Annotated in this window: 11 protein-coding genes; 2 read left to right on the top strand and 9 right to left on the bottom strand. The window is 35.5% G+C overall.

Going from position 1 to position 15,262, the window contains the following annotated elements:
- Positions 1–127: 127 nt before the first annotated feature.
- The 7 genes from AC4E8B_RS01195 to AC4E8B_RS01165 form a co-directional block, all read right to left on the bottom strand.
- A complete protein-coding gene (locus AC4E8B_RS01195) occupies positions 128–1,993 on the bottom strand; it encodes a TnsD family transposase (RefSeq protein WP_490216509.1) in 1,866 nt (621 codons plus the stop codon).
- A gap of 4 nt (positions 1,994–1,997) precedes the next feature.
- Complete coding sequence (locus tag AC4E8B_RS01190; RefSeq protein WP_490216508.1) at positions 1,998–3,662, bottom strand: ATP-binding protein; 1,665 nt, start codon at positions 3,660–3,662, stop codon at positions 1,998–2,000.
- Positions 3,646–5,808: a Mu transposase C-terminal domain-containing protein gene (locus AC4E8B_RS01185; protein WP_490216507.1), complete on the bottom strand. Its 2,163-nt coding sequence runs from the start codon at positions 5,806–5,808 to the stop codon at positions 3,646–3,648. The genes AC4E8B_RS01190 and AC4E8B_RS01185 overlap by 17 nt, the downstream gene beginning before the upstream one ends.
- Positions 5,792–6,634, bottom strand: a complete 843-nt coding sequence (locus AC4E8B_RS01180) for a TnsA endonuclease C-terminal domain-containing protein (RefSeq protein WP_490216506.1) — start codon at positions 6,632–6,634, stop codon at positions 5,792–5,794. The genes AC4E8B_RS01185 and AC4E8B_RS01180 overlap by 17 nt, the downstream gene beginning before the upstream one ends.
- Complete coding sequence (locus tag AC4E8B_RS01175; RefSeq protein ID WP_490216505.1) at positions 6,615–7,430, bottom strand: recombinase family protein; 816 nt, start codon at positions 7,428–7,430, stop codon at positions 6,615–6,617. Before AC4E8B_RS01175 ends, AC4E8B_RS01180 begins: the two co-directional genes overlap by 20 nt.
- A gap of 391 nt (positions 7,431–7,821) precedes the next feature.
- A complete protein-coding gene (locus tag AC4E8B_RS01170; protein WP_490216504.1) occupies positions 7,822–8,214 on the bottom strand; it encodes a four helix bundle protein in 393 nt (130 codons plus the stop codon).
- A 782-nt stretch (positions 8,215–8,996) separates the two neighbouring features.
- Entirely contained in the window at positions 8,997–10,700 is a 1,704-nt protein-coding gene (locus AC4E8B_RS01165; protein ID WP_490216503.1) for a hypothetical protein, read from the bottom strand.
- A gap of 212 nt (positions 10,701–10,912) precedes the next feature.
- On the opposite strand from AC4E8B_RS01165, the gene AC4E8B_RS01160 reads away from it, so the two are divergent.
- Entirely contained in the window at positions 10,913–11,887 is a 975-nt protein-coding gene (locus AC4E8B_RS01160) for a ParM/StbA family protein (protein ID WP_490216502.1), read from the top strand.
- Positions 11,884–12,165, top strand: a complete 282-nt coding sequence (locus tag AC4E8B_RS01155) for a hypothetical protein (RefSeq protein WP_490216501.1) — start codon at positions 11,884–11,886, stop codon at positions 12,163–12,165. Before AC4E8B_RS01160 ends, AC4E8B_RS01155 begins: the two co-directional genes overlap by 4 nt.
- Positions 12,166–12,526: 361 nt before the next feature.
- Here AC4E8B_RS01155 and AC4E8B_RS01150 read toward each other — a convergent pair whose 3' ends face one another.
- Both AC4E8B_RS01150 and AC4E8B_RS01145 read right to left on the bottom strand, forming a co-directional pair.
- Positions 12,527–13,816, bottom strand: a complete 1,290-nt coding sequence (locus tag AC4E8B_RS01150; protein WP_490216500.1) for a restriction endonuclease subunit S — start codon at positions 13,814–13,816, stop codon at positions 12,527–12,529.
- Positions 13,803–15,248, bottom strand: a complete 1,446-nt coding sequence (locus tag AC4E8B_RS01145; protein WP_490216499.1) for a class I SAM-dependent DNA methyltransferase — start codon at positions 15,246–15,248, stop codon at positions 13,803–13,805. Before AC4E8B_RS01145 ends, AC4E8B_RS01150 begins: the two co-directional genes overlap by 14 nt.
- Positions 15,249–15,262: the final 14 nt, after the last annotated feature.

Raw genomic sequence — 15,262 nt, 5'->3', positions numbered from 1 at the left:
TTTCTAACTATTTACATTGTCTCTTTATCACCGCATAATTTCAAATCGTTTTAACATAAAAAAAGACATCCCAAATTAAGAGATGCTCTTCTAATCGTCATTTTCTGTTTTTTAAATGAATTTCTCTTCATTTTTCTATAATCCACATATAATACTTCTCTGACTCTTTCCAGTCCTCGTCTCTTATTCCTGCTCTTTTAGCGACTTTCCACCAGGATAAGTCTGGCTCATCACTCGTTTCAATTGCCCATTTTATTCTTCTTTTTTGAAAGTCCTGTACCGTTTCAACTTTGGAACTTAAGTATGCATACGTCAAAGGGAGCTTTTTCAAATGCTTTTCAAGTAAAGCTGATTTGCCAACCTTCTTTCCCACCCGCCCAATAGTAATTCGTTGGGGTCTTTCAGCAGACCGCATAATTAAATCAACAACACCTTTAACAGCTTCCAGTATCTCCTCGTCTCTTTTACTCCAATCGACTCGTTTATTAATAATAGATAACCGTTTCCGCTTAGGTGAGTTCGAGTTGAGCCACTCTCTGTCGTTACGATATAGCCAGGTATAAAGAAGATTGTTCATATTTCTCAGTTCTGTTTTGCTACTGTTGGGGTATGCCTTTTGCAATGCCAGCCAATCATTGCGAAAACTCTCATTGAAGTTTTGACCTTCAACGTTTACACATTTAATTTTTTCTTCACTTGCTTTCTGACCATATTTTATAACCGTGTTTACATCTACCCTTAGTCTTCTTGCAATCTCCCTCCGACTCAAATCCAATTGAAGAAGTTGTTCCAATTTAGCTTCCCACACATCTCCAAACTGCTTCACTCTGCCAATCCTAAACTTGTCTTTTTCGCTATTATCTGGACCTTTTCTTACGTAAATGAATCCACAAGAACACCTGAATGTTCCAACTGGTCGTTTTACCTTGCTGTCGTAACGGATGGAAATTGTAGTTATGACTGGTTTCAAGTAATGCTCTGCCCCTGCATTCAAACATGGGAAAGGAGCTTTTCCAAAAGGAAGATACTCATTCTCTTCACCCCAAAGCTCTTCCAACCTAATTCCTAAAAACTGAATCATTAACAGATGTCTAATAGGATGAAAAGTTTTACGTGGCTTCCTCACCATCATACTGAGCCAAGAACTATCACTATCTGTTACAGGTGATTGCACTAATTCTAAAAGCGATTCTCCAAAATAAGTTATGAATGCTCTCTTAAGTTCCTGTTGATTCACTCTACCACTTACATTTGCTAAGCCCAGCTGTTTTAAACGGTTTAAATATCTTGATAAGTACCAGCCAGGCACTTGCTTCGGATATTGATTCTTCAACAATTTTTCTACATTTTCTACAAGCTGGTAATACTTATGTTCAAATCCAGCTGATACAAGCCTTTCAAATGAAGAAAACACCTTGTAATTGTACTCAGAATTAGTCACGAAATTATCTAAAGAAGCTGGAATAAATTCGTGTTTATTAAAATGATTGAACGGTACTTTACTATCATTCAAAGGTGTCCTGTGCTTTGGGCAAATAACAATCCCAGGAACTTGGTGACTCTTTTTCCAATATAATTCTCCAAATGCTGTCTCTGATTCCTTCACACATTCAGCACACCAACGCAACTGTTTATTATTCGTAATCGAACTTGCCATTATTCCCATACGATTATGAATACTTCCTCCATTATTCCCCTTCATTGAGTTCATGACGATTCCAGCTCGTTCTGGAGAAAGAAATGCACTATAAAAAGGATATAAGGTATTCTCGTAGATTAGCTTTTCTGCAGTATGAGCACTTCCAATGGGCAGATTATCGATTAAAGAATCTATATTGGCTGGTAAGTCAACAACTGCTGTGACTGAACGAGAACCAAACAACTCTTCAATGGTTGCTTTAGGACTAACATTTCCGCTTCTTACATGATACCGAGCCAAAACTGAATAGAGCAATTCACCATCAGGATATGGGGTAGGAAAGAATGCAACCATTGCTTCAACCTACGCTAAAGAAGTCATCTTCAATTCCCTTTATGATTCCTTTTTCCTTCAATACTTCATATACTGATAAGCCCGCTGTTTTTCCTTCTGCTACAATTACCCTTAAATCATGTTTGTTTTGCAACTCTATTTTCTTAGCCTTTTTATCTGGCAGAGGGTTATCGTCATCTTTGATTGATAGCTTGAATGCTTCTTTTACAACTCCTTTTACATCCAGGTCCTCTCCGCGTAGTTCCATTACCGATTCAACAAACCTCTTTGCTTTTTTCGGCTCAACATCCAGCTCAATTAAATTTAGAATGGCTTGTTCTCGGATATTCTCCTTCCAACCTTTATCCTGTTTCTTCTTTGCTTGCTGAAGCTCTTTAATCTTTTGGGTCATAGCCACAGAATTGGATTCCTGACTTATAAAACCTTCCATATCAATAGGTGTGATGTCTTCATAACGTGAAATAGCTTTAATATCTCCACTGTTTATTGCTTTAATCATTGGTTGTATTAGTTGCAAATTCTCTTTTGCAACTTTTTTAATCAACGCAGGTGTTAATTCTTCTTTCCCACTTGAAATAGCCCTGACCTGTGTCATAAAAAAGAGTTTAATAGCAATGTCTGTTATACCACCTGATTGCAGGTACAGTGATTCATTCAACTCTTCAGTAAGAGGGGTAGGTTTCCGCACCCACTGATAATCCCACATACCTTCAATAATTAAATCCCAATTTATGTCCTTTTCCATTCTTTTCATTATAAGGTCGCCTTGACTACTGCCACGTCTTGCTTGTCGGAAGTCTCCCCTCAGATAAGGAAGTGCTTTTGGTGTTCCAATTAGCAGGATGGGAATGCCCACGTTCGCCAAGTAATGAAAAAAATTCATCACTTTTTCAGCACCTCCTGATTTTGCTACACTCAACGATTGCACTTCGTCTATTACAAGAAGACCAACACCATGAACCTGTAACATCTGAGCTAAGGCGGGTTGCATAGATGCAATCGGCTGTCGTGCAGAAGCAAATTTTTTGTAATAGTTTGTTCCCAATTTGCTGTCTATGCTTCTAAATGCATCAATACAAATACCTTTAATATTTCCGTCAAACGAGCAATCTATTTTGAGCCACGTTAATTGATACATATTAAAGTCGCTATCTTTATATCGAGAATGAACAACAACTTGGGGCATAGTTGAGAGGATAACATTCATCATTCTCGACTTTCCTAAACCCGAAGGACCTAATATCGTCATTGTAGAGGATGTGTTTTTATTACTCATACTTTCCGACATATCAATGATTCCGTTTTTAATATATTGATAATTTTCTTTTAAAGCGTTAATGAATTCAGGTCTCATCGGATTTCTATGAACATAGCCCATACGAATCATTCTGGAAACCCTGGATTCCAAATCAAGTGTGTGAAAGGTGGGCTGATAATATTGAAACAGACGCTGAACGAGATGCAGTCTTATATGGCTGTCTAAGTTACGCTCAGCTTTATCGAATGTTGGATAGTGAGCTAATTTATCAATTGCTTGTTCTTTTGAGAAAATCGGGGGAAGGGCCTCAATAAATGGATTCCCTTTATACTCTTCGACATCCTGGTCACTGTACTCAGCAAATACTGCTTCAGTACCGTTTGGAATCCATACTTTATTCTGATTTACCATACGAATTCTCCTTTTGCTTTTTCTTCAACAAAGCCAATTCACTCTTATATTCATCCACTTCTTCCTCTGAAGTTTGACGATTAACACTTTCGATAGAAATAACTTGTCCTTTTTCCTTCGTAATAACTTTACCCAGCTCAAATGCTTCATTTTCTCTGTTCAATAACTTCTCTATCTGTCTATTCTTACGAATACCTTTTAATTTTCCATTCTTACTTTCCTTACCATCTTGATATTCTTTCGTTAGCTTTTCTGCTTGTTGAACTATATCTTCTATCTCCGAAACTAAGTCCATTTTTGATTGCAACTGCTCATCTTCTTTAATCTGTTTTTGTAACTTTTCATACTCCTGCAAGTACACCAGTTCTTCTACAGATTTATTTTTATGAGCATCTTGACCATCGAGCAAATAACACTTTTCAAAACTTTTCCCATTGTCTTTTCTAATATAAATTAGATTGATATTTCGAGGGTCATAAGAAACGTCTACTTTCCAACTTCCACTCATTCTTGCTTTTTCAAATAATCTTTCTTTAATCGCAGTTTCTGAAGTATATAGTAGTCCGTTTAATCTGATACCTTTCTCAGAAATAACCGCACTTTTTTTAGGCATAAGATTTAATTTAACAATATCTTCAGAAACAGACCGTAAAAGCCCAGCTCTGTTTTTTATCCCCCAATTCCAAAGTTTTATAGGAATAGGTTCAATGTCATCTTCAATCATAGTCTCTTCACGCTTATACTCGTTTACCCAACTGCGGTTATGATGGAGACATGATTTAATCATTATTTGAGTGAACTGAAATATATCCAAAACTCCATCGAGCCGATAATTTTTATCGCCCCTTACCGAATTGGGGGTTACCGCTCCTGGTAGCAAAGGTTTGATGATTTTATCATTAATCACTCGAAAGTTCCTCTCTACAATCCCTTTCGCATCTGCTCTATACGGACTCGAATTGAGAACCTTTATATGTAATGAGCTTATGAGAGATTCTGAAAGTTTGCCTTCCAACTCACCTCTATCTGCCATGATAGTGTCGCATAAATGATTGACTGGCCATTGCTCCTCACTGATTTCAATATCGTACTGCCTGCAGTATTCAACTTTGTTTGTCATAGCATTTGCCAGAGCATTCATAGCACCGTTCCAAGACGGTCCCTCTAATCCCACGTATAGCCCTACTATCATTCGTGAAAATTTATCTATGCACATATAGATAACAGGGCGACCAATAATCCAGTTCCTGTTGTACCTTGAAACTAAGTAGACATCGCCAATCGTTGCATCTATCTCGTAAAATCCTGGTCCTATGACTTCGTTTGTTGCATTTCCTAACAGTTGGCGATGATTCTGCAAATATTGTTTTGAACCTTCTCTTGAGTAAATTTCTTTTTTTCGATTCCTCTCTTTATAAAAGAAATATTTGAATTGACCGAATGTCGGCACTTCTTCAGATGCTTTCAATAAGGTCGTCTTGTCATCTACATAAAATTCCTTCCTCATTAACTCATAAGCGGTTTTCAATGAGTTTTTAACATCTGAATAATAGAACTTGTTAATTGCGATGCGAAAAATACGTTTTGTATCTTCATTTACATTTACACCTTCACCAATAATATTTTTATATCGCTTTGGTCTTCCTCTCTTTTTTCCTGAAGTTTGATTATCATATACTCTGCCAATGTTTTGATAATCAGGTAAGAGAGCATTTTTATTTTTGCCTCTCTGCCAATAACGTCTTAAATATTTGTATACCGTTTTACTACTAATATTAAATTGGCTACTTGCTTTTTTTATCAATTCTGAACGTTTCTCCGCATTAAATATGCTGGGTTCATTGTCTTTATCCGCAATTGCTTGAATTACTTCCCATCCTCTGTTCTGTACAATCCGTTCTTTGTGGCTTATTTCATCGTCAGTTCTGTATGTTTGATAATGGTCCTCATTTACAAGGAACATCTGATTGGATTGAAGTCCAGATTCAATTTCTTCAACTTCTACATAATTTGGAGTGCTTATGTTTGCAAATATATCTATCAAAACCAATTTTGAATAGCCACTGTCAATCCAAAGAATTCTCTTAATTGTAAATTTATCAGGGTCGTGTCGGTATCCAATCAGCGTGTTAACGGTTAATAGCATTTTTCAACTCACCTCTCTCTATCCCGACTATTTCTAAAATTTTTGCTGATTCGTTTAAATCAATTTTTTTATGCATATCCATTTTGATTTGTTTCGTAGCTAACAAGTGCTTAAATATTAATAGTCCTGAACCAAATTCAAGATTTAACTGATTATCAAACGTACTTGTAATATCCCGAATCGCACGATTATTTCCGCTGAATGATTCCATTAGAAACTTGTTAAGATACAGTACATCACTTTCAGTAAAATTCGTTGTTTCAATAAGAAACCTTGCAGGATGAATCCATTCAATGTTTTTTGCCTTTATAAGAGGTATTTCCTTTTGAGTGACCAAACCCCAATCAATTCCCTTTTTATCAAAATATCTTCTGATTAACTCGAACCTTTCAATTGTTGCTTTCTTTTCAAGCTCGTGTGATGCTTTCACACTCCTTGCCACTTCAAATGTACGACCATCCTTCCCGCTTACTGTTAGCAGGAAGGTAGCTGTTAAGATGTAGGGAAAACCCGATTGCTTGTCTTTAAATTTTTTTGTATCAATATCTTCTTGTTCTCCAACAACATCCTCAAAATCGTATAGAGGAAAGTGCTCCTTCACCTGAAGAATAGAGTCATCGAATTCAGTCAGATAAAAAAACCTTGTCTCAATATCAGAAAGCAAATGGAAAATTCGGTTCGTCTTCCAACTCTTTATTCGAGCACTCCTACCGAGACTTCCGAAGTCGTGAATTTGAATAAATCCTTTGTATTCTTCATATTCTCCTTGCCCTCGCCCTTCTTTCATATATCTTTGCAATTTCTCTTCATTCCACTCTCTGCTCATGCTCGACACGCCCTCTTCTATTCCTTTTTAGCAATGCTTGCACTTTTCCAAAGACAATTTTGTTTACGATTGGCAGATGACTACCCGTAATAACCAAATCACTGTGTCGGAGAACACCCTTGTAAAAATCATTTTTAAGAATTTCAGCTAATGCCTGCTTACTAAAATCATTTCCCCTATTAGTTTTTATTTGTTCTGTCTTCAGATAGCGTTTAAGTTTTTCCAAACTCCCAAACTCTAAATATTTCTTGAAAATAAGGGATACGACTTTTGCTTGCTTCTCATCTATCACAATTTCCGCATGTTCGTTCCATCTGTAACCTATAGGAGCATTTCCACAAGCCTTGCTACCCAGTTTCGCTTTTGTTCTTCTGCCTGCACTGAGTTTTAAGGTAATGGACATCCTCTCGAACTGGTCCAATAACTCCATCAATCCGTTTATAAGAAAATCATTAGGGTCTTTGCTATAAATGGAATAGGTCGGTTGTTCGACACTAAGCACATCTGAGTTCTTCTTCATTAGCTCTCGTTGCACAAGAACTTTTACTGCCTCACTTCTCCAAAGTCTTGAAGTATTGAGTACAAGTATTTTTTGACCGCCTTTAAGAATACTCAACAATTCAGTCAATCCATCTCTATTGAAATCTGAACCAGATATCCCTTCGTCTTTAAAAACCTCTATCAAATTACAATTGTTTTTTAGGCAATATTCTTTAATGGCCGCTTCTTGTGTTTGAATACCGTACCCTTCTATCTGAGACTTCGTACTAATTCTGACGTATCCGTAAACTTCCATCTCTATCCCCCTGGCCAACTTGTCGTCAAGTATTATTCATAATGTCTTACGTAAAACTTGAAAAAATATAGAGTTATCAAAAACTCAAGTGAAAATCATCTCTATCAATGTTTTTGTTCGTCAATGAAGTTTTGTAAATCCTCATTATTGAGTTAATTGGTTTTTGACTATATTCTTCAGACATAAAAAAATAGCAAGTAGTCAATCCAAAATGTTTTTTTTTGGAAAGACCACTTGCAATTTAATTTAACTGTGAAAAACTTCAATTCTTCAATGAGAATTAATAGTAATTTTTATTTAAGTTTTTTATTTGTCATCATCTTATCTCAAGTGGAAATTAAACTCAAGAGGAAGTTTTACTCCTTATTATCCTCTTACAAGTAAGCTAAAACTAAGCGACACTCTGATTTTTCAATCTTTTCATCATAGCTATCAGTATTAGAATAACTTCTTGTAAAAGATTATCGGCTATCCCAAACTGTGCTTCCGTTACGTAAGAGTTCACCCTTGCTAAATCATACCAATAACGACTTTCTTGGGCACTTCCAAGACTATTGTTAAGGAAAGTTAATTCTTTTGCTGGATAGATTTGACCGTTCCCTTCAGTCAGATTAGCACCAATCGAAGTGACACTTTTAATAATCTGTATCTTCATATTATTTTCCTCTATTCGAGGAAATTGTCTTACATCTTTATACATTAATTTATTCAATTCCATACACATGCTATACAATTTCAATTTTCGAGGGTCTTTCACAAAAAAACTATCTACACTATTTTTCATACTAACATCCTTCCTTTCTTAAAGTCGTTCTGTTTAAGTTCATCCAAGCATTTTAATGATTAATACTTTCTTGGTGTTGTATTGCTGGTTATAAGTCAATTATAAATAATTTACAATAAGTCCTCTATGGCATTAGCGTTCTACCATGTCTGACCCTTGATTAATCGAAAGTTGTCATACTCGTTCGTCAGAATCAAAAACTTCAATTGAAATTTGTCTAAATATTTCTAAAAAGTTGTATTTATCTTTTATATGTATAAAGGGGAATTTAATAGATACAACTTTTCCTGTTTACTCATCGGAATTCGCTAAAGTACTCAAAACCAATCACCTGAAAACGTCAAAAACTCCTCCATGAAACACTTACCCCTAAAAGTCAAAAACCTCATCCGAAATACCTACTTTTACATAAAAGCTGACGCTTTTTCCACAAACCCCACCGAACAAATAAAATTGCTCCTTAAAAAAATACCACTGAAGATAACAAAGACCTCTTTAACTACTCTGGATATTGATTAGTTTAATCACCACCGATGTGCTAACGAATCCCTGCATAGCAAACTAAACAGAAAATGGATAAGTGCCTTCTGAAATTAACGGGTAAAGGTTTACTTTTCAATCCATTTTGCTGTTGCTAAAAGTTGAGGTGTTTATGATTTTTGATATGCTGGAGTACCGCATAAGTAAGCTACATCGATGTCCTTTCACATGTAAATTTTTCGAGTCATTATTTTTAACGAACGGTGATAACTATTTATTGCCCCATTTAAAAAAGAATGCCATTAACTGACATCCTTTTTAGGGTTAAGTCGTAGAACCTGGGTCCCCTGATTTTCGATTTTATTTGTTTTCAGAAACAACTGCAGTTCGGCCATAACTTTGGAAAAATTAGCACTATCGCATATCCCAATTTCAAGTCGAATGTCTTTCTTACGCACTTCTTTAACTCCCTCTCTCTGATATTTTAGTAAGATTTCTTTAACCTCTTCTACTTTTTCAGTAAACTTATTTTGTCTCTTTCCACTTTCTTCTTTTACCTTCTCCTCACTCATTTTATTAACTTCTAATTGCCTTTTTTCAAGTTGAATGTCCGTCAATTGATTTAATACTAAATTGACCACTTCCTGATTGTCGTTAAACACATGGACTTTCGCTTCACCAGGATTGTCTCTCGCAACCCTTCTGACAGCTTGATAAATTTCCCCTGCTACTGTGGACAATCTAATTTTTTCTACAACTTCGTCTTGGAACAATGATATGCTTTCAATCGGTAACCCAGCATGATACTTGTAAAAGAGACTTGTTAATGCATAGGTTCTATAATCAAAATATGGTGATTTTAATATAGCAACGGTATCGAAATCCCTAAAATCATTTCTTCCAATCAGATTTCCAAAATGGTCAATTTTAATAGGGCATCCCAATTTCTGCTGTATTGAATCTAAGGAATCGCTATAATATGTCTCAATTCCCTTCTGAACCTTTTCTTCTCCTTCTTTATCCGTTATCAACAAAATCCCCTTACTTTTTTCCAATCCAATATATTCTAATGCTCTTTCTGTAAGGTTCAAATAGCTTTTTAACGCTTTCTTGCTGGTATTAATGTCGTAATGATAAAAATTCGCATGAGCAAAACTAAATTGTTGTGGAGTTTTTACTTTGTCAAAGATGTTTGAAAAGGAGTACCGATAATCTTCTTTATTGGCATCTAAGATGATATTGCACTTCAATAACGCAAAATGAATGTCCGAATTGAATGTGTGAAAAGCCTGCTCTGAGAAATAACATCCGTTCTTAAGAATTTGCTTAATTTTAAAAAGGAGTTCTGTATGCTTTGTTTTTCTTAGTGCTCTTGTTTCTTTTATCAGTTGATTCACTACTTTTTTATACTTATCGTATTTATTGTCATTAAAATCAACGAATAACATTTGTTCTTGTACAGATTTGTGAAGTGAATGGTGGTAAATTTTCCTTAGTTCAATTGCCAATTCATCTGTCTCTATCCGATTGTACTTATACAGCTCAGTAAACAACATCCCAATGTCATTGCTTATCAAACTAATAGGCTCAAGCAGGTCTGGATATTCGTCAATAATCAATATTTCTCTATCAACCATTAAGTCGGAATGGTGACCTTTGCAAATATTAATGTACATTTTATGTGTTATACATAATATTCGAGCTTCAATAGCTCTTTTTCTTGCCTTTTTTATTTTCGTATCCTCACCAGCAAAACTGACAGCGACCTCTTCTCCTGCTAATAGATTAATTCTATTCGTAGTCTCTTCAAGCAGGTCATCTTTTGCAAACTTCTGCACGTATAAAGCCCGTTCACTTACTTGTGCTAACAGCTCTTGAGTTGTTCTGCTTTTCCCGCTTCCAGCTTCATAGGTGAAAACCTTATATCTATACTTATCCCATCTATTTTTATCAAGTATTTGTAATTTTAGTTCTTCAAAGTAATTCTCTTTTTCAGCAATTTTCAATTATGTTCCTCCTCTATACATTTCTGATAGATAGAGTTTATCTCGTAGTAAGAATCTGTCCTATTGCTTTTTGGTCGTACCTGGTTCGAGTTAATTATGAAAAATTAAGAAGACTTGAACACTATAAGACCTATATTTCTTATTTTTTCATAATATATCGGAATGCACTTGACTATAATAGGAGGCATTAAAAAATAGAGAGGAGAATTAGATTGAGAGAACATTTATATATCGCTATTGATTCAGGGAAATATGCAACGAAAGGATTGATGGAATACAGAGGAAAGACCTCTTCCATAATGTTCAGAACAAAAAGCCAGGAGGTAAATGATGTAGGCATTGATATTCAACCAAATTCCTACAAGATAGATTTTGATAACAAACAATATCTATTAGGAAATATGGTTTCAGAGTCTCAAAGTAATTTTGATTTAAGTAAGGAGACATTGGTGCACAAACTCGCAATCTATACTGCAATCTGTGAATTGATGGCAAAGGAAAAACTATATTTCCACAATATCGACCTTCATATTGCTATTAATGTGCCAATTAGTGTTTACAAATCCAAACAAGCAAAGGATTCCTTCAAAAATTTTGTTGAGAATAATGGCAAACCAATATTATTCCGTTTAAATGGTAAAATCTACAACTTTAATTTAATTAATCTAACGATATGCTTCGAGGGAATGGGGCTAACGTACACTAATTTTGATGAATATGCGAAAAAAACATCTGCAGTAATTGATATTGGAGGATTAAACACAACTTATTGTACCTTTGACGGTGTGCATCCCGATTTTAATAGCATGACGTTGAGTCATTTCGGAATAAATGTATTGAAGGCAAAGCTGGAACAGGAATTAGTTCAACGATACAACCGCAATATATCAGCAAATGACTTAGAGCAAATTATTCAGAGAGGATATATGAGTTATATGGGGAAATTGATTGAAGAGAGTGCAGGAGTAATTTCTCATGTTAAAGCTCAGCATTTGGATAATATTATTAATTATGCCAAACAGCATAATTACACCTTTAATCAGGATGCAGTGTATTTTGTCGGTGGCGGTTCATTACTGTTGCAAAAGGAAATTAAGGAACTATTCCCCCAAGCCATCATTATCGTAAATCCTCAGTTCTCTAACGTGAAAAGTTTTCTTGAGATTTTAAAGGTGAAATACCCATGAAACCTTATAAAAAAATCACTATCAGCTTTTTACCGTCTGATAGTGATTTATGGGAGTTTATTGAACAAAAAAAAGAAAAGCAAAATTTAAGCGAGTACATTCGTAGTCTTATTCGCAAAGATAGGGATGACTTTTCTGATACCAAAAATATGGACATTGAAAAAGTGTTGCAGTTTCTTACATCTCAACGGTTAACTACTTTTGAAGAAAAGACGACCGAAGTCAAAAATCCAATGGTAACTGTAGAAGTAAGAAATGCTATTGATTCTTTATTTTAAAGGAATGCTGTTTAATCAGCATTTTTATACATAAGTTCTCTTCTTTCGCATCTAAGTATACAGTTATCATGAAAATCTTCTCAGCGTCTTATGTTTTGAATGTGAAGATAATCACATATGTTTATACAGAAACTCGTCAAGCTAACGTAAGTCCAATTAGAAAGAATGGACTGGATAGCATTAGCATAATGAACCAGCTTCGTTCATAGATGGACCTCCTCTTGTTGTCTTATCCTTATTTTCTATGCAAAGAAAGGTTGTATCTATGCGTTAAAGGTCAAAAAAGGTCTGATATAGGGGGAAAATGTGTAAAAATGGGGGAGATAAGGAGATAAATATAAAAAAGAGAGGGTTGCCCCTCTCAAACAGTTTTTAGCGTTAGTTCTTTGCGAAATGATTCTTCCAATACATATTTCATGATATTGTCTGTTTCTATTTTTGCTTTTGCTGTTTTCTCCTGCAGTTTATCAAGATACACCATGAGTTCTTCTACTTTTTTGATGATTCTTTTCTGCTCTTCCAGTGGCGGGAAAGGAATGATTAAATTGTGAATTTCTTTAGTGTTTATATTTTTCACGCCTGTTGTAGTGCGAAGGTTCGGCTCTATTTGATTTCTTACAAACTTAGCATTTAAGACTGTTTGGATATATGGAGGATAGATATAATCTTTGAACAATTTGACTCGAACCAAATATCCAGCAAACCCATAACCATCTAAGTTTTGATTTACCAATATCGCTTTTCCCACAATAGAGCTACTTCCATTAGACCTAACAAGAAGAATATCATCTTTTTCAAGCGATAAATCGTTCAATTCTTTTTCTGTTAGTATGCCATATTTCATGTCGTCCAACTCTAAATATCCTTTGCTTACATTAGGGATGCGTAAAATGGGTGCTCCTTTGGTGGTGTAATCCGTCTTTTTTGAAGTCCCATATCTGCTATGTTGAATGATTTCGCCAAATCGAATCCAACTCCACCCTTTTGGAAGCTCAAAGGGAACATTTTCTTCTTCGATTATTTTTACGGACTTGTCTTTCTTGATTTTAAGCTCTTTCCTTTCTCGCTCTATATGATGTAAGAGAATATCAGAAGAAACATCGTTTTCGCTGACAGAAGAAATATCACCGATAACTGCTCTATTAACTACTCTGATTTTAGCGTCTTTGAGGAGTGCTACACTTCTATTGGTTAAACGATTAAGTTCCTCATTTTTCAATAGAGCTGTTTCGATTTTACGCAACAATGCTATTTGATTTTCAACATATTCAATCTCGTAATTTGAAAAGTTATTCAGGTTAATCGCTTTCTTAGAAGTACCTGTCGAGGTTGCCTTCACAATCTTCTCCCTATTGAAGTTAAAGTAATGATAGTAGAGCTTCATTTCCAGTTTTCCTTTAAATTCTTCCTTCGGTGTAAGGATAAAACATAAATCACTGGTAATGAATTTCCCGTTGACATAATGTGTTCGCCCAAGAGAACCAGAAGCTCCCATGGCAAAAATCAAGGCTTCGCACTCATGCGAGTAGCTTTCATGTGTTTTCCAATCCACTGATGCTGTAATGAAATCGTACTTTCCAGGCGTATTTTTAGAACTTTGCAGTGTTCCTTTTTCAATGTTGAATATGTCTTTGATTCTAAAGGTTTTCATTGATTTCCTCCCTCAATGAAGCTAACAATCGTGAACATTCTTCAAAATTCTCTTCCAATTCATCTAAAATACCATCTAAAAGAAGTTCTTCTTTCAATTCTTCTTTATTCGGATTTTTAATATCTAAGTTGTACTCTCTTTTTTCAATTTCATCTATTGAAACTTTCCAAGCATACTCATTTTCAATGCGGTTATTCCACCACGCTTTTTCCTTTTCAAACTCGTCTGTTCGGATAGGTTTAGTCTTGGTGTATTTTTTATACCCTTCTGGTAAAGTGTGGTCATAATACCAAATTTCTTTTGTTTTTTCCGTCTTGTCGAAAAATAAGAGGTTTGTCGTAATGTCTGTATAAGGAGAAAACACCCCTTCTGGCAAACGAACAATCGTGTGAAGATTAAACTCAGACAGGAGTTTTTCTTTGATGCTCTTCTTTGCCCCATCGGTCGCAAATAAGAACCCGTCAGGTAGCACAACTCCCGCACGACCATTTTTCTTCAAGCGATACATAATCAGCAACATGAACAAATCTGCGGTTTCAGAAGACTGCATACCTGTTGGAAAGTTAATTTTAATAGAGTCTTCTTCTGTCCCGCCATAAGGAGGATTCATACAAACCACGTTGAATCGGTCATCTTCTTTATAGTCCCGCACATTCTTGCTTAATGAATTGTCGTGATACATTTTCGGTGAATCAATATCATGCAGAATCAAGTTAGTTACTGCCAAAAGATATGGTAGTGGCTTCTTTTCGATACCATATAAAGATTCACTGATAGATTCTTTATCCGCTGGTGATTTTACTTGGCTCTCCAAATGTGTCAGGGCAGAAACCAAGAACCCTCCTGTACCAGAGGCAAAATCTGCTACGCTTTCCCCAATTTGAGGATTCAGCATGTCAATCACAAAATCTGTTACTGGTCGTGGCGTGTAATACTCTCCAGCGTTCCCTGCTGATTGAAGGTCACGCAATATATTCTCGTAAATATCATTGAACATATGGCGTTCTTGATATTCTGTAAAATCAACTTCGTTTAGTACGTTAATCACCTGACGCAACAAAATTCCGTTTTTCATGTAGTTGTATGCATCTTCAAATACGGATTTTACAATCGCTTTTCTCCGTTCTGTCGTTTCATCAATGATGAGTTCCTTTAGTGTTGGGAACAAATCATTATTAACGAAATCAAGTAGTTCCGTACTTGTCATTGCTTTTCCGTCTTTTTTATCTACCGCCCAATTTCTCCAACGTAAGTTTTGTGGAATGATAGATTCAAATTCTTCGTCATAAAACTCCCATAATTCTTCTTTCGCATCGTAAACTTTTAGAAATAACAGCCATACCATTTGAGAGATACGCTGTGCATCACCATCTACCCCAGAATCTTGTCTCATAATATCCTGAATTCGTTTAACTAATGATTGTACTGTCATATGTATAACTCCCA

This window comes from Bacillus sp. SRL543 (assembly GCF_984799205.1).
The sequence above is the reverse complement of the archived record's forward strand: the minus strand, read 5'-3'. Positions and strand labels throughout refer to the sequence as shown.